Origin of the sequence: Colwellia sp. 75C3, from assembly GCF_002836255.1 — a bacterium.
GTDB lineage: Bacteria > Pseudomonadota > Gammaproteobacteria > Enterobacterales > Alteromonadaceae > Colwellia.
This window is the reverse complement of sequence record NZ_PJAU01000033.1, coordinates 710749-735428: the sequence shown is the minus strand read 5'-3', so window position 1 is coordinate 735428 and position 24680 is coordinate 710749. Positions and strand designations below refer to the sequence as shown.

Sequence of the window (24680 nt, the reverse complement as noted above, 5' to 3'; positions counted from 1 at the left end):
GTATGAAAAAGTCATTAAAACTATCTACATCATCAAAATATTCTAAATTATCTATTGTCATCAGTGCTGCATTACTTTCATCCACTTTAGCACTTACTAGCGCCCCAGCCCTCGCAAACTTACCCGCTCAAGTCGGTGGTCATGTAATGCCGAGTTTGGCTCCTATGCTTGAACATGTTACCCCAGCCGTAGTAAGTATCTCTGTAATAGGCACCCATAAGGTACAGCAACAAAATGTTCCTGATGCTTTCAAATTTTTCTTTGGTAACAAAGGACAAAATCAAGCGCAACAACGACCTTTTCGAGGGCTAGGCTCAGGTGTCATCATTGATAGCGACAAAGGTTATATTGTCACGAACAACCATGTCATAGAAAATGCTGACAAAATTATGATCACTCTAAAAGATGGTCGTCAGATAGAAGCTAAAAAATTGGGTAGTGATGCGAAAAGTGACATTGCTTTATTGCAAATTGACGCTGAAAACTTAAAAGAAATGAAGCTAGCAGATTCCGATAATCTACGCGTAGGTGATTTCACTGTTGCGATTGGTAGTCCCTTTGGCTTAGGGCAAACAGTAACATCGGGCATTGTTAGTGCTTTAGGACGTAGCAACTTAAATATTGAACATTATGAAGACTTTATTCAGACCGATGCTGCAATTAATAGCGGTAATTCAGGTGGTGCACTAGTTAACTTACGTGGTGAATTAATAGGTATTAACACGGCGATATTAGGTCCTGGTGGCGGTAATGTCGGTATTGGCTTTGCTATTCCAAGTAATATGATGCACAACCTTGTTACACAAATCATTGAGTTTGGTGAAGTCCATCGCGGTATCCTTGGTGTATCTGGCCGTAGTGTTAACAGCGAAATTGCTAAAGCAATGGAGCTAAAAACTAGTCAAGGTAGTTTTATTGAGCAGGTAATGCCTGACTCTGCTGCTGATGAAGCGGGTATTAAAGCGGGTGATGTTATTATTGCTATGAATGGTAAAGCAATAAAGAGCTTCTTTGAACTGCGTGCTAAAATAGGTTCAATTGGCGCAAATAAAAAAGTTAAGTTAACGGTGATAAGAGATGGTGATAATAAAGTCTTTACCGTTAAGTTAAAGCAGGATCAAAGTGCAGATATTGCCGCAGCTAGCATTCACTCTATGTTAGATGGCGCTCAATTAGAAAATGATACTAAAAAGCAGGCAATTATCATCGAACAAGTTGCCGAAGACTCCCCAGCTCAAATGGCAGGATTTCAAGCGGGTGATATTATCACTGGCGTTAACCGCAGTCGTATCAAAGATATCGCTCAATTACGTGATTATCTCAAAGATAAAAGTGGTGTATTAGCATTGAACATTGTTAGGGATAATCATTCCCAGTACATAATGATCCGTTAACAATACTGCGGATAAGTAAATAATATCTAAAGCTGATTACATCGCGTTCAACTAACTTGCCTCGGTTGAACTCAATGTAATCAGTTTTTTTTATGTTACACTGAAAATATTGGTACAACATAAAATAAGATAACCTTTGAAACTCTTCTCCTCAATAAAATATATAATTACAGCAATAAGTTACGGTGTACTGCTCGCCGTAGTGTTATTACTCCTTATGCCCGGATTAGTTCCTGGCTTAAACGAGACCAGTTTAGCTACCAGTCTTTTTAAAGGTAGCCAAGCACAACAAACGCCATTATCTTTTGCCAAGGCTGTCAGTATCGCCAGTCCTGCCGTTGTAAACATTTACTCTGAACAAATTGAAGTAAATCCACAATATGGCCGTAAAGCTCGTAAAAGCACTCGTTTAGGCTCAGGGGTGATTATGAACACCCATGGTTATATTCTAACTAACTTACACGTAATTCGCCAAGCAGACCTTATTCAGGTTCTTCTACAAAATGGTCAGATCTACCCGGCAGAATTGATAGGCTTTGATCATTACACTGATTTAGCCGTGCTAAAAGTAAATGCGAGCAATCTGCCAGTAATCCCACAAAGAGAGCAACAAATATCACTCGTTGGCGATATCGTTCTTGCCATTGGTAACCCATTAAATTTAGGCCAAACCGTCACTCAGGGTATTATTAGTGCCACTGGTCGTAATGGTTTGAGCAACACCAGTTATTTAGAGTTTTTGCAAATGGATGCTGCTATCAATGAAGGTAACTCCGGTGGCGCACTTATTAATAGTAATGGTATTTTAGTTGGTATCAATTCAAGAAAGTTTACCCAGTCAAATCCACAATTAAGCATTCAAGGCATATTCTTTGCCGTGCCTTATCAATTGGCTTACAAGGTGATGCGTCAAATTATCGAAAATGGCAAAGTAGTACGTGGCTGGTTAGGCATTTCCACGACCAATTACAATACTGAGTTAAAAGGTTTTATTGTCGAAGTAGTCATGAATAATAGTCCCGCACAAGCGGCTGGAATAAAAGTGGATGATGTGGTCTATCAGATTGATGATGCTCCTATAAAGAGTGTTGCTGATGCCCTAGATATTATTGCCGAAACTCAACCTAATACCGAACTGACCTTTAAGATTTACCGACAAGGTAATGCGATAGAGACCAAAGTAAAGATTACCGAATTATCTAACTAACCTTTAACTGAGGCTAAACTAACGTCAACTATCGATAGCCTAATAATGTTTTAGCTATAAAAAAGGCAGACTGTAAAGATACAGTCTGCCTTTTTTAAATTATACCAAACGGATTAAGACCATTGGTATTACTCACTTTAATTAATTGAGTAGCACTATCAAGCAAGTATAGTTAACTAAACGTTACCCGTTATAGTTCTTATGAGTCTAATTCAAGTAAATACTTCACTAAGTTTTGGTAGTCTTGCTCAAAATTATTTTTATCTAATTTAGTCGCATCTATTTTATACTTACCATTCACGATAATCGTTGGAACACCAGTCAATACACGTTTAGCTGTCATATTCTCTTGATATTTCTTCAATGATTTAGCCTTTGAGTTCACACTAAAGCTCTTCATCAACTTATCAAATTTATCACCATCAGCACCATTTAAAACAAAGATATTTCTTAAGTCTTTTTCTGAGGTAATTACCGCACGTTGTACATGAATATAGTTAAATACTGCACCAACTAATTTATCTGTGTCGCCTAATTGTTCAGCCACTACAATTGATTTGGTGATCATTGCTTGAATTGTTTTGCTAGCTCCACCTAGAAAATCAACATGGTTACGTTCAAATGAAGCATCCTTAGGTAAACTTTTCTTAAGACCGTGCATGATAGGCTCAAACTTAAAACAGTGACCACAATATACTGAGAAGTACTCTCTCACTTCTTTCTTTTTCGTTACCGAATCATTCACTTTAGTATAGTGCTCATCCTCAGTGTATTGTGCAGCAGCTGCGTTTAACGATAAAGCCAACAACGGCATTAACAAAAGAGATTTTAGTATTTTATTCATTATTATTTCCTAAAGTAAAATTACCTAATTACAGTAACAAAAATAAGTAATTTATATTACTTATTTATTATTACTTATGAAGGCTAAAAGTTATTCAAACTTAACGGTGGTTGTTGCAAAGCTGACATTTGCTCTTTAAGCATCAGTATTTGCTGCTCCCAATATTTCTCAGTATTAAACCAAGGAAAATTTTGTGGGAACGCAGGATCATGCCAACGTTTACATAACCATGCCATGTAATTAACGACTCGCATAGTTCTTAATGATTCTATCAAGAGAAGCTGGTCATTTTCAAACGTAAAGAACTCTTCATACCCCATTAATAGTGTATCAAGTTGTAACAACTGCTGTTGTCTATCGCCTGATAACATCATCCAAAGGTCTTGAATTGCAGGACCCGTTCGACAATCATCTAAATCAACAAAGTGAGGTCCTTCATCGCGCCATAAAATATTACCTGCATGACAATCCCCATGTAAGCGAATTTTCTGCATATCCTTGGCAGGTAGATACTGCTCAGCAGCCACCTTAATCACTTGGTCTAAAATGGTAAAAAAGGGAGTTGTTAAACTTTTGGGGACATAATTTGAGGCTATGATACTTTCACGAGCTTGATAGAGTAACTCTTCGCTATTAAAACTTGGTCGCTGTATGAAGTCATTTTGTGATGAAACAGCATGAATTCGGCCAATAAAACGTCCCATCCATTCTAACTGATTAAGATTATCAACCTCAAAAATTCGCCCACCTCGACAAGGAAAAACGGCAAAATGATAACCTTGATATTCAAATAAACTTTGTCCATTAACTTTAAGTGGCGCAACAATCGGTAATTCTTGCTCTTCTAACTCAAAAGAAAATTCATGTTCTTCGTTTATTTGCGCAAGCTGCCAACGCTGTGGTCGGTAAAACTTGGTTACGTATTTAACTAAGTTATCATCGTGAAATTGATAAACACGGTTCTCATAGCTATTAAGCGCTAACAAACCACTATCAACACTAAAACCAGCACTCTCTATGCCATCAATGATTAAGTCTGGTGACAAGGCACTAAAATCAAATGATGCCATTAGCGTTTATTGAAAAATCGGCTTTCTTGCTCGATTTTCGCCTCACCTTCCGGTGCAATTTGTTCAACGGTGAAAGTAATATTACTCATATATTTTTCCAGTTCATAAGGGTCAACCGAGATACTAATTGGCAATGTATAAACAGTCGCTGCTTCAACGGTTACTTCTTGCTTACCATGCCATATCGTATTATCAATACCTTTCACTGACAATTTATAGGTATTATCTGTTTGCGACATATTAAGTATTTTTAAGGTGTAAACATTTTCAATTTCACCGTTAAATTTCTCTCTTGCCAATTCAGTACGATCTCGAATGATATCTAAAGATAACGGCACACGATTAACAATTTCAAGCACTAACATAGTACTCATAATAACCAATAATACTGCATAACCAATGAGTTTAGAGCGTACTAGATTAACTTTCTTACCTTTTAATTCATGCTCTGTAGTATAACGAATCAGACCTTGTGCATAATTCATTTTACTCATCACACCTGAACAGGCATCAACACAGGCACCACAATTGATACATTCATATTGTAATCCGTTACGAATATCTATACCGGTAGGGCAAACTTCAACACATAAATTACAGTCTATACAGTCCCCTAACCCCATAGCCTTATGATCTTGTTTACGGCCACGAGGACCTCGGCTCTCACCACGCTTAGCATCATACGAAACCGTAAGAGTATCTTTATCAAACATCGCTGACTGAAAACGCGCATAGGGACACATATGCAAACAAACTGTTTCTCTCATCCAACCCGCATTACCATAGGTGGCAAAGGTAAAGAAAGCTAAAACACCTGCCATCATCACACTGGTATCTAAGGTAAAAACGTTGACAAATAAATCTTGCATTGGAGAGAAATAACCCGCAAAAGTCATCGCTGTAAATAAGGAGAATAACAGCCAGGCAGCATGCTTTAAGGTTTTTCGTATCACCTTATTACTACTCGTTTTTTGCCCATCTAGTTTTCTCCGTTGATTAGCGGTCCCTTCAATTTTTTCTTCAAACCAAATGAAAATGAAAGTCCACACAGTTTGCGGGCACATATAACCACACCAAACTCGTCCGAGGAAAGTGGTAACAAAAAACAGTAAAAATGCCCCAAATATGCTGAACCAAGCAAGTAAGGTTAAATCTTGAGGCCATAATGTCAGACTCCATAAGGTGAAACGCTGTTCACTTATGTCAAACAATACCGCTTGATGACCATTAAACTGAAGCCAAGGAAGCATTAAAAAGAAAGCAAAATACACCAAATTCATACGCTGTCTTAGCTTCTGAAACAAACCAGAAACTTTACGTACATATATTTGATCACCTGGTTTATAACGTTCTTTACCGGTATTTTTACTACCATGGATTTTTACATTTTTAATGGGGATATGTTGTTCTACCACCGCCTTGTTTGTCTTAGGCGTTGAGGATGATTGGTCGTCTGCTCTCACGATGAATCCTTGATAAGCGAAAAGTAACTACTAGCGGATGACTAAAAAAAGCTAGCTAGTATCAAAAAGAGAATGATTTTATTAACAAAATCGTACAATTGCTAATAATTATACCTTAAACGGTCTAATTAATATAAAATCCTCTCTTCTAATTTATTATATGACATATTATGAAGCATTTATTGATCTTAATCGTGGCTGCCGCAGTCTATTTACATTTCTACCCTAACGAGGAAGTGACCAAGTTCTATAATGACGGCATAGCTGTTTTACAGGATGGTTTCAGTGAGTTTGGTGATACAAAAGTACGTTTGAAGGCCGATAAAATTTATCTAGACTTAAAAAGTGAGCTCGATAATTTTTCTGAAATAGAAGTTGAGCACTTACTAGAGATCACTTCATCAAGGAAAAATGTTAAATCATTTTACTTATCTGTCTGTAAGACAGAACAAAGAGACATTGTTTTTCATATCACTAATGAAAAGAAAGTTTGCGCAACCATAAACCGCTACACAAGCATGCTTTAACCCCTAGATTAAAGCATGCTCTTTATGCCAATACTAACTAGCAGATAGCTTAACTAATAGTTTAGCAAAGTTATCGCTAGTTTTTTCTTGGTCAAGATGTTGTTGATCTATTACCTGCCACAACCCATTAACCATCACATCCGAAATAGGATTTTGCTGACTAGCAAAAATAACACTATCCAGTAAGTGTTGCTTAGCATTAGCAAATAACTTGGTTTTATCCTTATCCAGTACTAATAAATCCGCCTGTTTACCAATAGCTAAACACCCGGTATTACTGTTAGTACTCTGAGCACCACCTTGAGCCGCTTGTTGCCATAAATTTTGTCCAACTGAAGCTTGTTCATCGGTAGCTAAAATAGCCCGTTGCTGCTTAATAAGACGTTGGGTATATTCAAGCCAGCGTAATTCTTCAATTGGGTTTACTGAGATATGACTATCAGAGCCAATAGCAATAGTGCCTTTTTCGCTAAGAAACTCAGTGGTTGGAAAAATACCATCACCCAAATTAGCTTCCGTAGTAGGACAAATACCAACAATAGCTTGTTTAGCGATAATACCTTTTCGTTCAGATTCATCAATATGCGTGGCATGAATTAAACACCAATGCTTATCAAGCTCTACGTTATCAAGTAACCATTGCACCGGCCTTTTACCGAAATGACTCAAGCAATCATCAACCTCTTTTTGTTGTTCACTAATATGAATATGGATAGGTGCTTGGTTATCTAAGCTACGTACGTTTTTTACTGCACTTAGTAGTGATGTTTTATCAACTGCACGTAAAGAGTGTGGCGCAATACCAATATTGGTATTCGAGTATTGTTCACTTAAGGTAAAGCAATCACTAACTAACTGGTTAAACTGTCCGGTAGAATTAATAAATCGTTTTTGGCCATCACTCGGTGTTTGCTCACCGAAACCACTGTGTTGATAAAGAACAGGCAATAACGTTAAACCGATACCGGACTCTTGTGCCGCATCAAAAATGGCTTTTGCCATGGTAGCTAAGCCTGCGCTACTCTTTTTTGAGGTGTTGACTTCAGAAGTATTAGATCTATAAGAACTACCATCAATATCATGATGTAAATAATGAAATTCAGCGACGCGGGTATAGCCCATTTTTAGCATTTCAATATATAGCTGCTTAGCAATATTTTTTGCATCAATATCAGTTAACTGAGCTAAAAATTGATACATAATTTTTCGCCAAGTCCAGAAACTGTCTTGCCCTTCACTGCCTTGCTCACTAAAACCAGCAAAAGCACGTTGGAATGCATGAGAATGACAATTGACCATACCAGGAATGACGGCCCCTTTAGCTATCTCTGCACCTTCAACCATGCCAGTTTCGATAGCCGTAATAATACCTTGCTCAATAGTAATGGTTTGATTGCTTGCCCAACCATCATTTAATAAAATATTTTCTGCGTATAGTTTCATATTGCTCTACTAAATTTCTCTATTAATATTGTTGCTGATTTATCAGTATATTATTGCTTTAGCGTTACTTATCTTGAGTGAAATCAGCTAAGCATTGCACAAATGTCTGTAACTTTTCTTTTACTTTAGCTGCTTTTTCTTCATTGTATTGATCGCTAGGCTCATCCATATAGGTATGTTGTGATAACTCTAACTGAACAGCATGAATATTTTCTGTCGGGTTGCCATAACCACGTGTGATGTAACCGCCCTTAAAACGACCATTTACTACGCTAGAATAAGGAGAAAGGTCAAGTTGGGCTATTTTATTAATCAGTTCCGCGCTACAGCTTTCACCATTTGCACTACCAAAATTAAAATCGGGTAACTGTCCTTCAAAAAAACGTGGTACTTGTGACAATATTGAGTGAGCATCAAGTAAGACAACTTTGCCATATTTAACTTTCATTTCAGCCAGCGTATTTTTCAATGCTTGGTGATAAGGTTGCCAGTAACCATCAATTCTTCGCTGAACTTCAGCTTCATCGGGTTCTTGCCCGGTGATATATAATGGCGACAAATCAAATGCTGTGGTTGGGCAAAGCTCTGTGCTGTTCGCTCCTGGGTATAAATTTACGCCATCAATGTTTCGGTTTAAATCGATAACGTAGCGGCTATATTTAGGTTTAATAATCGAAATACCAAGATCTTGAGCAAAATCATAGAGCTTATCCATATACCAATCAGTATCAGGAACCTGATGACCCGTAGCTGTCATATTACTTGCGATACTGTCGGGGATTAATTGCCCGTTATGCGGCATGCTAATTAACATACCAATGTTACCCGTGACTAAGTCATAACTTGTATTCATATTATCCCCTAAAATTGGCCACTAACCAAATTGTATATACAACTTTGCAAGCGCTAATTTATCATGCGTTAGTTACTGTGAGCAAGGATAGATGGAATTCTTTTAGCTTGCTCATTATTAAACTAGCTATGCCACTTACCATTGTTGATAGGTATTAACTATCGTAATGATAGATTTAATCTGTTTTACTTAAATTAGTTGAGCTATCATAATAGCTTCATCTTAACGAGTTAAGCTAAGCAGCTACTCGCAGAACAAATACAATTAACCCATAAAGGATTTCATTATGTTTACTGATATTACCGGTCAAAAAGTCCCTTCAGTCACTTTTCCAATCATAGCTGATGACACATGGATTTCACGCAACTATAACGATATATTTGCGAATAAAACGGTGGTAGTTTTTTCATTACCGGGTGCATTTACCCCAACATGTTCATCGTCTCACTTACCGCGTTATAACGAATTAGCACCTAAATTCTTTGCTAATGGTGTTGATGAAATTGTTTGTGTTTCTGTAAACGATACCTTTGTTATGAATGCTTGGGCAAAAGACCAAGATGCCGACAAAATTAGCTTTATTCCAGATGGTAACGGTGAGTTTACTCAAGGCATGGGTTTATTAGTTGATAAAGCTGAGATAGGTTTTGGAAAACGTAGCTGGCGTTATGCTATGTTAGTTAAAAATGGCGTTATTGAAAAAATGTTCATCGAAGCTGATTTACCAGGCGACCCGTTTGAAGTATCTGATGCTGATACTATGCTTAACTTCATAAACCCTGAAGCAGTTCAAAAAACAGAAGTAGCAATTTTCACTAAACATGGTTGTTCACATTGTACTAAAGCCAAAGCGTTATTAACTGAACAAGGCTTACAGTATGAAGAGTTGGTATTAGGCGATGATACAACGATTACAGCAATGCGTGCTATTTCAAATGCAGATACTACACCACAAATATTTATTGACGGAAAACACATTGGTGGCAATGACGAATTAACAAAGTATTTTAGCTAACATTTCTAAGTAATTATAACGTTAAAAACTAAGCTATATCCCAATAAAAACACAATAATGATATACTCTTGTTATTGTGTTTTTTTTGTTTACAGACTACTGCTAGTTCTCAATAACTAGTATTAATGTTACTTATTGGAATAAATAATGGATAACCAGCCTTACAACCCTCTTCACGGCCTAACACTAAAGACCATCGTTGTTGAACTAGAAGCCTACTTCGGCTTTGAAGCGTTAGGTAAAACAATCAAAATTAAATGTTTTACTGATGATCCAAGTATTCAATCAACATTAAAGTTTCTGCGTAAAACCCCCTGGGCGAGAGAAAAGGTTGAGCAGCTTTATATTAAAAATAAAATTAAAATTCAGAATTCATTTGAATCAGATGATTTGAACTAGTTCGACAGATTCATTTGCTTAGCTGGCTATTCATTCTATAAGATATAGCCAGACAAGCTATTAAAACACTGGCATTACAACGAAAAATATCTAATGATGGCTACAATACTCATTAAGAATTAGCTCGTTATGTCTTTAGCCACCCATTACATTTTAACTTGGCAATGCCCTGACAATAGTGGCGTTTTAGCCAAAGTATCACAAAGCCTGTTTTTACACGGTGCTTTTATTACCGAAACCTCTCAGTACAGTGACCCATATAGTGAAACGTTTTTTTCACGTATTGCCTTTGATGATCGTAACTTAACCGTTTCAAGTAGTGAGTTTGTTGAAGCATTAGATGAATTAGCAAAACCGCTCGCCATGCAGTATCAATTGCGTAAACGTGAGGATGTACCCAATATTCTTATTGCGGTATCAAAAGACGATCACTGTTTAGTGTCGTTACTGACAAAGTGGCGATCGGGTGTATTACCCATCAATGTCGTTGGCGTTATCTCTAATCATCAAGATTGTCAGGCGTTAAGTGAGTGGCATAAAGTGCCCTTTTATCATTTACCGGTAAATGCAGAAACTAAACTAGAGCAAGAAGCTCAAATTACCAATTTGATGAGAGAGCTTAAGGTCGATTTATTAGTATTAGCCCGTTATATGCAGATACTCTCTGATGGTTTATGCCAACAATTACAAGGTAAAGCCATTAATATCCATCACTCGTTTTTACCTAGTTTTAAAGGTGCTCGCCCTTATCACCAAGCGCATGCTCGTGGGGTTAAAGTTATTGGAGCCACTGCCCATTATGTAACGGCTAACCTTGATGAAGGACCTATTATCGCGCAAGAAGTAAAGCCAATTAATCACACTTTTACCATAGAGCAAATGGTACATATGGGTCATGATTTAGAAGCGACAGCATTGAGTCATGCGGTAAGAATTCATGCGGAACAACGCGTTTGCGTCAATGGTGATAAAACAGTAATCCTGGCGTAACTTAACTTACTTGAAGCTTAATTAAGCTCTTTAAACGCTTTCATCTCTACGGCTGTAATTATTTTTGTACAGCCGTCAACTCCCCCTGACGTATAGTATTTTACTAAATTAGGTTTAAATTAGCCTAATAGGTCGCTTTATGATTAAAATTACCTCATAAGCTATTTTAATAGAAGTCCTGATCATGATTAATATAGAAAAAATTCATCACGTTGCCTATCGTTGTAAAGATGCAAAAGAAACAACAACTTGGTACAAAGACAAGCTAAACATGGATTTAGTGCTCGCTATTGCTGAAAATGAAGTACCTTCAACTAAAGCACCCGATCCTTATATGCATATTTTCCTCGATGCAGGAAATGAAAATGTATTGGCCTTTTTTGAATTACCTAACTCTCCAACCATGGACAGAGATCAAAATACGCCAGCTTGGGTACAGCATATTGCCCTAAGAGTTGCGAGTTATGATGAATTAGTATCCGCTAAAGAAGAGCTTGAAAGTAAGGGTGTTGATGTTCTAGGACCCGTTAATCACGGTATATTTAAATCTATCTACTTCTTTGATCCTAACGGTCACCGTTTAGAGCTTGCTGTCGATATTGGTACTAGCGAACAATATAAAGAACTTAACAGAGTCGCTCACGACATGATTGATGAATGGTCAGTAACTAAACGTGCTCCACGTCATGCGGCCTGGTTACACGAACTAGATTAATTTATTAGCGTTATGTCTAATTAGCTTACAGACAAAATATGAAACTAAAAGCACCTTAGCTAATCGCTAAGGTGCTTTTTTCTGCTACATTCGGTGAACGAATATCGTAAACACTAGAATCTAAATCATTGGGATAGGCTTGTTCATCAACGCATCAAGTAAGGATATGTTATACCAATTACACTAATTTATTGATCAACTTAGAGTTATATTAGCGAGCTTAGAACCAACAAAATTACTTAAACATAGTTATTCTATATTTTATTAATTTTGTGCAGTTATCAGTTTGCTAATAAACTCCCGAGGGCGAGTTTAAAAGGCATATATGCGGCGTTATTAATTTTGATAAGGACGCTACACGGATGTAGCCTCTTAGATAATGCAGGAGCACATTCTCCTGAATAACCATTATCTTCAATCAATGCCTTGCCTCTAAGCCTTTTAATTCTCGCTAAGTGGTCAATAAATTAATGTACTTGGTATTACCAATGATCTCAGCAAACATGGGCGTGGCTACTTTGCCTGATTGGTTAGCCTCAAGCCTTATCTAGCAATCACTTTTTCATTGTATGCGCTTAGGAGAAACAGGTATTCATAAAAAGCTTTATGCCCGTTATGATAAAAATAGTAAGCAGATAGCCATGATTGAAAAGCTACTGCCTGAAGCCATCAAAGAATTTGCGAACTTATATGTTAGCTAACAATAAATAATCATCATAAAATATGAGATAAACCATGTGGAATCAAACTGAACTTACATTGAAAGCGAGAAAGCGTGGTTTTCATTTAATCACTGAAGAAATACTAAACCAGCTACCAGAGCTGAGTAAAGTGAGCTGTGGCATTCTTCACCTTTTTATAAAACATAGCTCTGCCTCCATTACCCTTAATGAAAATGCTGACCCGACAGTACGCTCAGATATGGAAGCGCACTTTAATCACTTTGTGCCTGAACGAGCACCTTATTATCAGCACACATATGAAGGTGATGATGATATGCCAGCCCACATAAAAGCCAGTTTGCTAGGTAATAGTCTTAGTTTGTCGATTAGTCATGGGCAATTAAATATTGGAATCTGGCAGGGGATATATTTAGGTGAACATAGAAACCATGCAGGTAGCCGCACGATTGTAGTTACCATTAATGGCGAGTAGAGTGCTGAGTCGTCAGGCCTGATTAACCTAACTAAACAGGCGTTATTCCCTTGAATTTATGATTTAGAGGTATAAACGATAACAAACTGGATCCCCGACTAAAATACCACGGGGATGACCACTGAAAGATTCATCTATAATAACTTACCTTTAACTACTAGGCTTAATTTACAATAGCCTAACCTCAATGACGTCATTCTCAAATTTACTTATCAATAATAGCATTCAGCTTTAAGTTGTACGGTTCAAGTTAAAGGAAAAAGCACTGAGTTGACGTTAGTCAATAAGTACTTTTAACGCCTATATTGGACCATACAACGACAAGATGAGTGCTATTTAGCTATAAGTTTAGTCTTCTTCTAGGACATGCGGTCCGGCATAATTATCAAAACGGGAATACTTACCTTGGAAAGTTAGGGGTACACGTCCTATCGGTCCGTTACGTTGCTTACCAATAATAATTTCTGCCATGCCTTTAAATTCACTATCATCGTTATAAACTTCATCACGATAAATAAACATGATTAAATCAGCATCCTGCTCTATTGAACCTGATTCACGTAGATCTGAGTTAATTGGTCGTTTATCTGCACGTTGCTCCAAACCACGGTTTAACTGAGATAGTGCAACAACAGGTACTTTTAATTCTTTCGCTAAGGCTTTGAGTGAACGAGAAATTTCTGCAACTTCTAAGGTACGGTTATCAGAGAATTGTGGTGCACGCATTAATTGTAAATAATCAATCATGATCAAACTGATACCGCCATGATCTCGATGTATTCTTCGCGCTCTTGAACGAACTTCTGTCGGCGTTAAACCAGCAGCATCATCAATGAACATTTTGCCTTTTTCCATGAGCAAACCCATGGTTGAAGAAAGGCGAGCCCAATCTTCATCTTCTAACTGACCGGTACGAATTTTGGTTTGATCGATGCGTCCTAAGGAGGCTAACATACGCATCATGATTTGATCTGCTGGCATCTCTAAGCTGAAAATAAGCGCGGGATGTTCTTGTGTCATCGCGGCATGCTCAGCCAAGTTCATCGCAAAGGTTGTTTTACCCATCGATGGACGAGCAGCAACAATGATCAAATCAGACTTTTGTAAACCGGCTGTCATTTTATCTAAATCAGCATAACCACTCGGTACACCGGTAACACCACCTGATGGTGTTGAACAAAGCTTTTCGATTCTATCAACGGTTTTTTCTAATACTGAATTAAGACTTTCAGGGCCTTCATTTTTATTGGCACGTTTTTCAGCAATAGCAAAAACTTTGGTTTCAGCAAAATCGAGTAAATCAGCACTGCTTCGACCTTGGGTATCATAACCTGCTTCAGCAATTTCATTGGCAACACTGATCATTTCACGCGTTACTGCACGTTCACGTACAATATCAGCATAAGCGGCGATGTTTGCTGCACTTGGCGTATTTTTCATCATCTCGGCGAGATAAACAAAACCACCAGCATCATCAAGTTTTTGATCGTTTTCTAAAGCTTCGGAAAGGGTAATTAAATCAACCGGTTCGCCTAACTCAATTAATGCGCCAATAGTTTCAAAGATAAGGCGATGTGAGCGACTATAAAAATCAGCGGCAACGGCTTTCTCAGCAACACGATCCCACGTTTCATTATCAAGTAGCAGTCCACCAAGAACCGATTGTTCCGCTTCTAATGAGTGTGGAGGTACTTTTAATTCATCGATCTGTTTATCTCGAATGAATTGCTGTTCTTTTGCAAATTTACGTGGCTTTTTGTCGGCCATTACCTTAACCCTACTCTGCTACATCACCATACTCGCGCTTGTCTTAATTTTTGCTTTGACTCTTGCTATTAGCAAGGTAAAACAACACAGGCGAGTATCTAAAAAAGGATTGCTAATGTAGCAGAATTTGCCCTTTGGGAATATAAAAGTTTATCCAAAAAAGGGCATTATGGGTAAATAGATTCCTAATAGAATACTAATGGATTACTTACTACTAACCTCAACGTTACCACTAACCGTTGATACTCGAACTAAAGCACTACCATTAACGGTTTGAAAGTTTAACTTAGCACCTGGACCATATTCATCATGCTCTGTTTTATCTTGAGTGATGTTATTGTCTATGTCGCCGCCAACACTTGATTTAAGGCTGAAGTCAGCATCAATACCCTTTTGAAAAGTAAATGTTAAATCACCACTTACCGTTGACGCTTTAAGTAATGCTTTCTCATTTAACGTTACTTTTGCTTTTAAATCACCGCTAACAGTTCTTATACGAAGCTCCATAACATCAGCTAAATTAAGCTTACTTCTACCTGAAACGTTATTAAAAAAGACTTCCTTGGCTTGGCTATTGGTAAAAACTTCACCACTGACTGATCTAATCTCTAACCGCCCAGTGGAGTCAGTATCTTTTATATCGCCACTCACTGCAGATAACGATACCTTACCTGATAATTTATCAGTGTTGATATTGCCACTAATACTGTTGAGTTCAACACTTTGTGTTACATTTTTTGCCAAAACATCACCGCTAACGGTTTTAACTTCAACACCACCATGTAAGTTTGATAGATGAATATCGCTAGAAATACTTGACGATTTCATGCGAATATTTTTTGGCATAAAAACAGTTATTTTTGAGCCATCAGCGCTCCAATTATCCATTCTAGGGTATTCAACACTAATAAGAACTTGAGCACCTTTTTGTTCAAAAATAAGTTTTTCTGCATCATCATCTAAAGTGCCAGTAACCGATATTTTATCTTTATCCCAGCCGACAACATTAATTAAGCCACTGTGGTTATTAATAGATATGTTAGTGACATTATCACTTGGTAAGCTTTCTGCAATTTCTGTCGCTGCGTATGTCTGTGCACTTAATAGTAAGCAAGATACCGCTGTGATGATATTTGCGCATTGTTGTATTTTTCTTGTTAATTTGTTCATAGGAACCTCTTCTTTGGGTATTTAATACTGTGTTTAGCTCATTCTGCTTTGAGTAAATGTTACTCTTAGTTAACGCTGCTTTAGTAACGTCTATTTAGCTAAATCACTTGATATTGGCGATATAATTGTTGCAACAACTTCAATTCTTGCTGCTGAGTAAAGTCTAATAAATTCAATAAATCGGCATTATTTTCATCCGTTAGCAGCGCTTTTCTTATGGATGATCTGGCATCAGCTAGCTGCGTTAATTCTTTTTGCATTGCTGGCGGTAATTTATCAACGGTCGGTTGGCCATAACTTACTAATAATGTCTGCTTTTGTTGCTGAAAGTTTTTTTGCATAAAATCAACTAACTGCCCTTGAGTAACACGGTTTTCTTCTTGCGTATTCACTAAGGCAGTGGCATCTTTTTCACTTATAGTGGGTGAAAAAGTAAACCAAGACATCAATATCACCATTGTAATTGAAGCTGCCCAAGCACTTGGAATAAAAATATTACTTTGCTTATCAGTGGTTACTTGCTGACTCTTATGGCTGATCGCTCGCTCGATACCTGGCCATAAATCTCGCTCTGGTGCCATTTCATTCGGTAAATTTGTTACTTGCTGTGCGAGTGATTTTTCTGAAATTCCATTCGCTGAAGTTACCTTGCCTTGAGATATCTTTTTACTCATGATTCATCTCCTCCTCAACCGATATACAATCACTAGCCATTAATGATTCTTGTAGTAAATTTCTTGCTCTGTGGTATTGCGATTTACTTGAACCTACCGCCATTTTTAACATCTTCGAAATTTCCTCATGGCGATACCCTTCAACAGCAAACAAAACAAAAACTAACCGTGCTCGTTCTGGTAAACGGGCAATATGCTGATCTAATATCATCAGCGTTGAGTCATCAGTTAAACTAACACTAGGCTCTGCCATATTTGTGCCTTGCTCTTCAATGCTAAAAACACGCTGCAACCAGTTTTTATGTTTACGTAAATGCCCTAATACTACATTTGTCGCAACACTATGTAGCCAAGTACTAAACTTACTTTCGCCACGAAAATTATTAATTTTTTGCCACAGCACCACAAAAACTTCCTGACATACATCTTCTGCACTGTCTTTATCTGCCAGCATTCGCCAGCACAACGCATAAATTTGCCGGTGATGTTTTTCATAGAGCTGATAAAAAGCACTTTGTGAGCCCTGCTTAGCTTGTGCTATCCAGGCCTGCTCACCGTCAATATCATCAGAGCCATGATTTTTATTAGCACTCATTTTGTTCGCACTAAATAATGCTTTGCCATCAATGACTTTTTTATCTTTATTTATTTGGCTATCCAAATGCTAAAGCCTCTCTCTGGTTCAAAATAATTCTCTAATATAGTTGTCTAAAACAATGTTCGATATTAACTAAGATACCTAACGTGATAAAAAGGTTTAAAGAGTATTTTATAAAGTTTAAAAATTCTATGTGAACCTTACACAGCTAAACAGCAACATCTTGTTACGTTTTGCTGAGTTTGCTTAGTTACTTTCCCTGAAATCACGGGTAAATTATCATAACTATAACAAGAAAAGCATATCCCAAGGATTTTCAATGAAATTAACCAGTCTCGCCATAGCACTTACACTCGCTTTAGGCAGTAGCCAAATAGCATTCGCCGATGATACTAAAAAAGATAAAGATAAAAAGAAAGACCAAACGATTGAACAAATGATTGAGAAGAAAACAGCAACATTAGGCTTATTTGATTTTTATCAAGATAAAAAGACTGGTGAAACCTTAATGCTGCTTGATGAGAGTCAATTAGATAAACCTTTTTTGCATTTTGCACAAACTGTTGATGGCTTAGCTGATGCAGGCCATTTTCGTGGTGGTTACCGTGGTGAGAAAATTATTGAGTTTAGACGTTACTTTGAGCGTGTCGACATCATTACGAAAACGTCTCGCTACCAATTTGATGAAAACAACCCACTTAGTCGCGCGAAAGAAGCCAATATAAGTGAAGCGGTTTTAGCTAGTTTAAAAATTGAAAAAGTAGAAGATGGTCAAATAGCTTTAAAGGTCGACAAACTTTTCTTAAGTGAAGCGCTTCATAAAGTATCTCCTTGGGCACGTGTTGATGATAAAAAAGCTAAAAAACGCTTTAAAGTAGGTAAATTAAATAGCAAGAAGTCGCGAATTTTAACTAAACGCGCTTACGATAATAATGTTGATATTGTTGTCGATTATGTCTTCAACAATCCTAATCCAAGTGTCTATGGTTCTAACGCGGTTTCCGACCCACGTTCGGTATCCATTAAGTTGCAACACTCGTTCATTGAATTGCCTAAAGAAGAGTTTTCTCCACGTTATGAAGATGCCCGTATTGGTTATTTTGGTACTCAATATGATCAAATGACCTCAAGTAGCTGGGCTCCTTATAAAGATGTCATTAATCGCTGGAATTTAGTAAAAAAAGATCCAAGTGCGACTTTATCTGAGCCTGTTGAACCTATCGTTTGGTGGATTGAAAACACCACGCCTGTAGAGTGGCGTGACACAATTAGCGAGGCAGTATTAGCATGGAACTCATCTTTTGAAAAAGCCGGTTTTAAAAATGCCTTGCAAGTTAAAATTCAGCCTGATGATGCCACCTGGCAAGCTGGCGATCTAAAATATAATGTATTGCGTTGGACTTCTTCACCTCAACCTCGTTTTGGTGGTTATGGACCGTCTTTAGCCAACCCATTAACAGGTGAGATGTTAGGCGCGGATATCATGCTTGAATTTGTATTTATGAAAAATCGTTGGATATATAGCAGTTTATATAGCCAAGGCGCTGCAAGCATAGGTTTTAGTGATTCAGAAGAAGAGATGCAACAAACACCTAGATCTAGTAATGCATTGAACTGTAGTGCAGGTCATGAGTTACAGCAAGGATTCTTACTTGGCCAGAGTATGTCAAACGGCAGTGATATTGAAAATAAAGCCATTTTAACAGAAGGCTTACGTCATCTAGTCCTCCATGAAGTTGGTCATACACTCGGTTTAAATCACAACATGAAAGCATCAATTATGTGGGATGAAAAAGAAATCCATGATAAATCGATGACTCAAGGTATATTAACTGGCTCGGTAATGGATTATGCACCAATTAATGTTGCTCCTAAAGGCACGACACAAGGTGATTACTTTCATACTGAACCAGGTCCATATGACGATTGGGCTATTAACTACGGTTATTCAGTTGCCCTTGAAAATCCAGAGCAAGAAGCTGAACGTTTAGCTAAAATATTATCCCGCTCTGCTGAGAAAGGTTTAGCCTTTGGTAATGATGCTGATGATATGCGCGCTCCAGGTCGCCATATAGATCCACGTATTATGACAGGAGATTTATCATCTAACCCTGTTGCTTATGCTGCTGACCGCATGCTTTTGATTCAAGATTTACTGGGTGAGTTAAAAGATAAAACGTTAGTTGATGGTCAGTCACATCAACAATTATTAATTTCAGCCAATTCACTCTTTGGCCAATACAAGCGCCAAGCTGATGTTATTTCTCGTCAAATTGGTGGTGTTTATGTTGAGCGTAACGTTGTTGATAGCAATACTGAACAAAGCTTGCCTTATACGCCTGTACCTAAAGAAAGACAGCAAGCCGCTATGCAAGCCCTAACAAGTTATGTGTTCGCCGGTGATACTTTAGAAAGCATGCAGCCTCTGTACAGCTATATGCAGCACCAACGCCGTGGTTTTAATTATTACAGTAAAAATGAAGATCCTAAAGCGCATGATATGATTTTGAATATGCAAAAGTCGGTATTAAACCAACTGCTACATAAAAACGTATTAAAGCGTATTTCAGATACGAGTTTATACGGAAATGACTATTCGCTAACCGCTGTGATGGGTGATTTAACCACTGCAATTTTTGTTGATAGTAAAAAAAGTAGCTCTACTAGCCGTAATATTCAAGTAGAGTATGTGAAACGTCTCATTGATATTGCCGGTGTAGCTAAACCATCATCTTACGACAACTTAGCTAAAGCAGCGGCACTAGGTCAGCTTACTGAGATTTTAGATAAGAGCTCTTCTATGGGCTTTGGTAAAGATACAGCAGTAAAAGCGCAAGATGCTTATATTAGCTTGATGATAAACAAAGCACTTAAGGTTTAACAACTTATTGATTTAACAGAAAGCCCAGCATTTATTGTCTGGGCTTTTTTATGTCTACACGTTTAGATAAATTAATATCTGAGCTTATACGGAGAGAACAGTCATCAATTTACAGACACAAAAAAAGCGCCAAAAGGCGCTTTTTTACGTTTTTTGCTAATTAATAAGAATTTACTTCTTACCCATTGCAGCAAAACGTTTGTTGAATTTATCAACACGACCACCGGTCTCAGCAGCTTTTTGCTTACCAGTGTAGAATGGATGACAAGCAGAACATACGTCTAAATGAAGGTCTTTACCTACAGTAGAACGAGTAGTGATCACATTACCACAAGAACAAGTAGCATTGAACTCAACGTATTTAGGATGAATATCTTTTTTCATGGGAACCTCTATCTCTTTAAAGAGAAATTGGGCGTATCGCCACTTAGCCATTTACTTATTGTTTACCTTTAAAAAATAACCTCTCAAGAGTTTATTTGATTAAGAAAACCGAAATGCCAAGCACCATACGTAGTTAAAAATTAATGGGGGCGAATAATAAATGATAGCCTAAATAACTGCAACATAAATCAGCGTAAACTGACTAAAAAAGGGCTTATTAGCGTTATTTAGAAAGAAAGCTGCATTGTTACTTGGCAGTATTGATTACAGCGGGCAAAATAGTGCTAACTATTGATAACCAAGCCTGCTGATTAAAAGTGCCCGAACAATACATTCAAGTTGCTATTCCTGTCCCTATGCGACAGCTATTTACCTATCAAGTGCCTGAAACACTCAGTTTACCTGCAATTAAAGTGGGTGAGCGTGTTGCTGTTCCTTTTGGTTCGCGCAAGGTTATTGGTATTGTTATCGACGCACAAGCACAATGTAATTTCGACGTGCGGAAAGTTAAAAGCATAGCTGGTCGCCTGAATGATAACTTTAACTTAAGTCAGTCACTGGTTAGTTTTTTACAATTATGCGCTCATTATTATCATCACCCCGTTGGCGATGTTTTCCAACAAGCTTTACCTATATTACTCAGAAAAATAGAAAATATAAGCTTAAGCCCACCTATGGTATGGCAAGCACAAGCGCCAAGTGAAAACAGCGCCGATCTAGTGTCTAAGTTAGCGAAGAAAGCCGCCAAACAATATGACCTTTATCAAATGATTAACAGCCATCATGGCATCAGCTGGGTTGAGCTTCGTACTTTGGGTTATAACAAAGCACAGTTGAACGCTTTACACAGCAAAGATTTGATCATTGAAAAAGAGCAAGTTGTTAGCCAATTTGTTTGGCAAGAAGATACACTCAACCAAGCTGATAAGTTAGTGCTTTCCAGTGAGCAGGCGATCATCGTCAGCGCAATAAACAGCTCTCTAGCAAGCTTCTCTTGCCATTTGATTGATGGCGTTACCGGCAGTGGTAAAACTGAAGTCTATTTACAAGCCATGGAAGATGTACTTGCCAATAACAAACAAGTATTAGTGATAGTGCCGGAGATAGGTTTAACACCACAAACATTAAGCCGTTTTGAGCAACGATTTAACGTACCTATTGCTCTGCATCATTCTGGGCTAAATGATAAAGAACGCCTTGCCACTTGGTTAAGCGCTCAACAAGGCTGTGCTGCCATTGTAATTGGCACGCGATCGGCAATTTTTACACCTTTACATCACCTCGGTTTAATTATTATTGATGAAGAACATGACTCATCATTAAAACAACAAGATAGTTTTCGATACCATGGTCGAGATATGGCTATTCTTCGCGCTCGACAGCTAGATATTCCTATTGTTTTGGGCAGCGCGACGCCAAGCTTTGAGTCTTTACAAAATGCGTTGTCAGGTAAATATAGCTACCATCAACTTCATAATCGTGCCGGTAAAAGTATTAAAGCTAAAATTGCGCTTATTGATATGAACCAACAACAAGTTGAATTTGGCTTGTCTGGTACACTTAAGCATGAAATGAAAAAAACCTTAGCACGCGGCGAACAAGTATTATTATTTTTAAACAGACGTGGATATGCACCCGCAATCAATTGCCAGGAGTGTCATTGGCTTGCTGATTGTCAACGTTGTGATAAGCCTTATACTTTACATCAAAAACAACTGCTGCTTATTTGTCATCACTGTGGCAGTCAAAGACGCATACCTCCACAATGTCCAAGTTGTGGCAGCGTTCGTATAGCGCCATTAGGTCAAGGTACAGAGCAATTAGAATCACGCTTAGAAGAGTTATTCCCTGACAGTTCTATTGTACGTATAGATCGAGATAGTACTCGAAAAAAGGGTGAATTGGCAAAGTTACTACAGGAAGTGAGTGATAAAAAACATCAACTATTAGTGGGTACTCAAATGCTCGCCAAAGGGCATCATTTTCCCGATGTAACCTTAGTTGCGGTACTCGATGTTGATGGTGCTTTATTCAGCTTTGATTTTCGTGCCAGTGAACAAATGGCGCAGCTTCTGATTCAAGTAGCGGGACGTGCCGGTCGTGCTAGTAAACCAGGTAAAGTATTAGTGCAAAGTAACTTTGTAGATCATCCTTTATTGCAAGATTTAGTACACAATGGCTACCACCATTTTGCTCATCAAGCACTGACTGAACGAAAACAGGCACGACTACCACCTTTTACTTTTCAAGCCTTGTTGCGGGCTGATGCAAATTATCCTTCTTACCCAGAAAAATTTTTACGAGCACTAACTCAGCAACCACTAACCGGTTGTGAGTTTGCCGGACCAGTCCCTGCAGCAATGGAGAAAAAAGCAGGTAAATTTAGGTATCACTTGATCATTCAAGCGAAATCGCGAAAAGAATTGCACCACGGAATTTTACAGCTACTGGCATTGATACCCAAGAATGAATGGCAAGGTAAAGTACGCTGGAGCTTAGATATCGATCCCATTGATTTAAACTGGTAACAAAAAAGCCTAAGGTAATCGTGTTTTTTCATGTTAGCTCGGTTACACTAGCTAAAATTTCCCCCTTAGCGACTCTCCCTATTTCATGGCTAATCAAGATTACGTTTCCCGCGCACCTGCAAAAAAGAAAAAGAATACCCGTAATGGTAAAAAATCACCTAAAAACGCTAGTGGAATTCCACTTAAATCGAAATTGATTAGCCTATTACTTATAATGCTAATTGCTGCATTTTCCTATGGTTTATGGTCACTAAAGACAGATCCAAGTACTAAAACGCCACTAGTTGAGCCAGTTAAAGTCACGACAGAAATCAAAGCTAAAAATAGAGCAGACGAATTACCTGAGCTACCTAAAGAAAAATGGACTTACGTTAAAGATTTAGAAACTAAAGAAATTGAAGTGGGCCAATATGAGGTCAAAGAAAAAGGCCCATATAAAATGCAATGTGGCTCATTCAGAACAGCCAAACAAGCCGAAACGTTAAAAGCTCGCATCGCCTTTTCAGGCCTTGAAGCGCAAGTGAAAAGTGTCACGGGTACAAGTGGTCTTTGGCATAAAGTATTTTTAGGTCCATACCCTCGTAAACGCCAAGCAGAAAAGCATAAACATAAACTCAAACGTAATAATATCAATGGTTGCCAAATTTGGGGGTGGTAGTAACAAGACTTATCCCCGCTCCACTTGCAAATGCTCGTTTCAGGAAGTCTGAGCGATTCATAATCAAGGCGTATTTTTTTATTAAGGGTTATTCCCTTAAAAAGAAATACAACGCAGAGTATGATTTACTCAGCCTTCCCCAAAGGGTTGGTTTAGAAACGCTTTATGCTGCGTTATTGATTTTGAAAAGGGAGTAACCATTATCTTCAATCAATACCTTGCCTAAAGGCGTTTCTAATTCCAGCTGAGTCCTGCATCTTCAAGTTGAACGGGGATATACTATTAATTATTCCCCTCAATCCTTGAAAAATCCATAAATACCCCAATTACATTAACATCAAAGAATTCAGTTAAGATGAGGTTAATGTGACTACTATTGTTTCAGTAAGACGTAATGGCAAAGTGGCTATTGGCGGAGATGGTCAAGTATCACTTGGCAATACCGTAATGAAAGGCAATGCCCGTAAAGTTCGCCGTTTATATAATGGTAAAGTACTCGCCGGTTTTGCCGGTGGTACAGCCGATGCTTTTACTTTATTTGAGCGTTTTGAAAGTAAATTAGAGCAACACCAGGGGCATTTAACTAAAGCTGCCGTTGAGCTTGCTAAAGACTGGCGAAGTGATAGAGCCTTAAGAAAACTTGAAGCCTTATTAGCCGTTGCCGATGAAACAGCCTCTTTAATAATTACCGGTAATGGCGATGTTATTCAGCCTGAGCATGACCTTATAGCCATAGGTAGTGGTGGTAATTTTGCCCAATCTGCGGCGACTGCCCTCTTAGAAAACACAGAGTTAAGTGCTAAAGAAATAGTAGAAAAATCACTTACTATCGCTGGCAATATCTGTGTCTTTACCAACCAAGAACAGACTATAGACGAACTATAGTTCTAAGTTGAAATTGATTAATATATTACCTGAGTCTGAGTTAAGTACTCCTCAGGTAGT

22 protein-coding genes are annotated in these 24680 nt (G+C 37.9%); 12 read left to right on the top strand and 10 right to left on the bottom strand.

Annotated elements, in window-relative coordinates; genetic code table 11:
• Positions 1 to 2: 2 nt before the first annotated feature.
• Positions 3 to 1394, top strand: coding sequence for a Do family serine endopeptidase (locus CXF85_RS07590; protein WP_101227892.1), 1392 nt, complete (start codon positions 3 to 5; stop codon positions 1392 to 1394).
• Between the two features lie 136 nt (positions 1395 to 1530).
• Positions 1531 to 2601: a trypsin-like peptidase domain-containing protein gene (locus tag CXF85_RS07585; RefSeq protein ID WP_101227891.1), complete on the top strand. Its 1071-nt coding sequence runs from the start codon at positions 1531 to 1533 to the stop codon at positions 2599 to 2601.
• Between the two features lie 199 nt (positions 2602 to 2800).
• Here the strand turns inward: CXF85_RS07585 and CXF85_RS07580 are convergent, their stop codons facing one another.
• From CXF85_RS07580 to ccoG, 3 genes are all read right to left on the bottom strand, one after another.
• Positions 2801 to 3445 (bottom strand): thiol:disulfide interchange protein DsbA/DsbL, encoded by a 645-nt coding sequence (locus tag CXF85_RS07580; protein WP_101227890.1) that lies wholly within the window; start codon positions 3443 to 3445, stop codon positions 2801 to 2803.
• A gap of 83 nt (positions 3446 to 3528) precedes the next feature.
• Positions 3529 to 4515: a serine/threonine protein kinase gene (locus CXF85_RS07575; protein ID WP_101227889.1), complete on the bottom strand. Its 987-nt coding sequence runs from the start codon at positions 4513 to 4515 to the stop codon at positions 3529 to 3531.
• Positions 4515 to 5978 (bottom strand): cytochrome c oxidase accessory protein CcoG, encoded by a 1464-nt coding sequence (gene ccoG / locus CXF85_RS07570; RefSeq protein WP_101227888.1) that lies wholly within the window; start codon positions 5976 to 5978, stop codon positions 4515 to 4517. The genes CXF85_RS07575 and ccoG overlap by 1 nt, the downstream gene beginning before the upstream one ends.
• A 170-nt stretch (positions 5979 to 6148) precedes the next feature.
• Between ccoG and CXF85_RS07565 the strand changes: the two genes are divergently transcribed.
• Positions 6149 to 6505: a hypothetical protein gene (locus CXF85_RS07565; protein ID WP_101227887.1), complete on the top strand. Its 357-nt coding sequence runs from the start codon at positions 6149 to 6151 to the stop codon at positions 6503 to 6505.
• A 33-nt stretch (positions 6506 to 6538) separates the two neighbouring features.
• Here CXF85_RS07565 and CXF85_RS07560 read toward each other — a convergent pair whose 3' ends face one another.
• Complete coding sequence (locus CXF85_RS07560) at positions 6539 to 7948, bottom strand: formimidoylglutamate deiminase (protein WP_101227886.1); 1410 nt, start codon at positions 7946 to 7948, stop codon at positions 6539 to 6541.
• A 64-nt stretch (positions 7949 to 8012) separates the two neighbouring features.
• Positions 8013 to 8801 carry an N-formylglutamate deformylase gene (gene hutG, locus CXF85_RS07555; protein WP_101227885.1) on the bottom strand — a complete coding sequence of 263 codons (789 nt, stop codon included), beginning with the start codon at positions 8799 to 8801 and terminating at the stop codon, positions 8013 to 8015.
• Between the two features lie 286 nt (positions 8802 to 9087).
• Here hutG and CXF85_RS07550 point away from each other — a divergent pair, with 286 nt between their 5' ends.
• The 5 genes from CXF85_RS07550 (at position 9088) to CXF85_RS07525 (ending at position 13075) form a co-directional block, all read left to right on the top strand.
• Positions 9088 to 9816 (top strand): glutathione peroxidase, encoded by a 729-nt coding sequence (locus tag CXF85_RS07550; RefSeq protein WP_101227884.1) that lies wholly within the window; start codon positions 9088 to 9090, stop codon positions 9814 to 9816.
• A gap of 147 nt (positions 9817 to 9963) precedes the next feature.
• Positions 9964 to 10215, top strand: a complete 252-nt coding sequence (locus tag CXF85_RS07545; RefSeq protein ID WP_101227883.1) for a VF530 family DNA-binding protein — start codon at positions 9964 to 9966, stop codon at positions 10213 to 10215.
• A gap of 129 nt (positions 10216 to 10344) precedes the next feature.
• Positions 10345 to 11205 carry a formyltetrahydrofolate deformylase gene (purU, locus tag CXF85_RS07540; RefSeq protein ID WP_101227882.1) on the top strand — a complete coding sequence of 287 codons (861 nt, stop codon included), beginning with the start codon at positions 10345 to 10347 and terminating at the stop codon, positions 11203 to 11205.
• Between the two features lie 184 nt (positions 11206 to 11389).
• On the top strand, positions 11390 to 11920 hold the full coding sequence (locus CXF85_RS07535; protein ID WP_101227881.1) for a VOC family protein: 531 nt from the start codon (positions 11390 to 11392) through the stop codon (positions 11918 to 11920).
• 735 nt (positions 11921 to 12655) lie between these two features.
• Positions 12656 to 13075 (top strand): secondary thiamine-phosphate synthase enzyme YjbQ, encoded by a 420-nt coding sequence (locus CXF85_RS07525; RefSeq protein ID WP_101227880.1) that lies wholly within the window; start codon positions 12656 to 12658, stop codon positions 13073 to 13075.
• Between the two features lie 348 nt (positions 13076 to 13423).
• Here CXF85_RS07525 and dnaB read toward each other — a convergent pair whose 3' ends face one another.
• From dnaB to CXF85_RS07505, 4 genes are all read right to left on the bottom strand, one after another.
• Positions 13424 to 14842: a replicative DNA helicase gene (dnaB, locus tag CXF85_RS07520; protein ID WP_101227879.1), complete on the bottom strand. Its 1419-nt coding sequence runs from the start codon at positions 14840 to 14842 to the stop codon at positions 13424 to 13426.
• 204 nt (positions 14843 to 15046) lie between these two features.
• Positions 15047 to 16012: a DUF4097 family beta strand repeat-containing protein gene (locus tag CXF85_RS07515; RefSeq protein ID WP_101227878.1), complete on the bottom strand. Its 966-nt coding sequence runs from the start codon at positions 16010 to 16012 to the stop codon at positions 15047 to 15049.
• A 98-nt stretch (positions 16013 to 16110) separates the two neighbouring features.
• Positions 16111 to 16686: a hypothetical protein gene (locus tag CXF85_RS07510; protein ID WP_101227877.1), complete on the bottom strand. Its 576-nt coding sequence runs from the start codon at positions 16684 to 16686 to the stop codon at positions 16111 to 16113.
• Entirely contained in the window at positions 16679 to 17281 is a 603-nt protein-coding gene (locus tag CXF85_RS07505) for an RNA polymerase sigma factor (protein ID WP_101227955.1), read from the bottom strand. Before CXF85_RS07505 ends, CXF85_RS07510 begins: the two co-directional genes overlap by 8 nt.
• A 322-nt stretch (positions 17282 to 17603) precedes the next feature.
• On the opposite strand from CXF85_RS07505, the gene CXF85_RS07500 reads away from it, so the two are divergent.
• The gene (locus CXF85_RS07500) at positions 17604 to 20165 is read left to right on the top strand and encodes a zinc-dependent metalloprotease (protein ID WP_101227876.1); all 2562 of its coding nucleotides are present in this window, start codon (positions 17604 to 17606) and stop codon (positions 20163 to 20165) included.
• Between the two features lie 171 nt (positions 20166 to 20336).
• Here the strand turns inward: CXF85_RS07500 and rpmE are convergent, their stop codons facing one another.
• Positions 20337 to 20549 carry a 50S ribosomal protein L31 gene (gene rpmE, locus CXF85_RS07495; protein ID WP_101227954.1) on the bottom strand — a complete coding sequence of 71 codons (213 nt, stop codon included), beginning with the start codon at positions 20547 to 20549 and terminating at the stop codon, positions 20337 to 20339.
• 317 nt (positions 20550 to 20866) lie between these two features.
• Here rpmE and priA point away from each other — a divergent pair, with 317 nt between their 5' ends.
• From priA to hslV, 3 genes are all read left to right on the top strand, one after another.
• Positions 20867 to 23077: a primosomal protein N' gene (gene priA / locus CXF85_RS07490; RefSeq protein ID WP_101227875.1), complete on the top strand. Its 2211-nt coding sequence runs from the start codon at positions 20867 to 20869 to the stop codon at positions 23075 to 23077.
• A gap of 85 nt (positions 23078 to 23162) precedes the next feature.
• Positions 23163 to 23735 (top strand): SPOR domain-containing protein, encoded by a 573-nt coding sequence (locus CXF85_RS07485; protein ID WP_101227874.1) that lies wholly within the window; start codon positions 23163 to 23165, stop codon positions 23733 to 23735.
• Positions 23736 to 24101: 366 nt separating this feature from the next.
• Positions 24102 to 24620 carry an ATP-dependent protease subunit HslV gene (gene hslV / locus CXF85_RS07475; protein ID WP_101227872.1) on the top strand — a complete coding sequence of 173 codons (519 nt, stop codon included), beginning with the start codon at positions 24102 to 24104 and terminating at the stop codon, positions 24618 to 24620.
• The last annotated feature ends 60 nt before the right edge of the window (positions 24621 to 24680 follow it).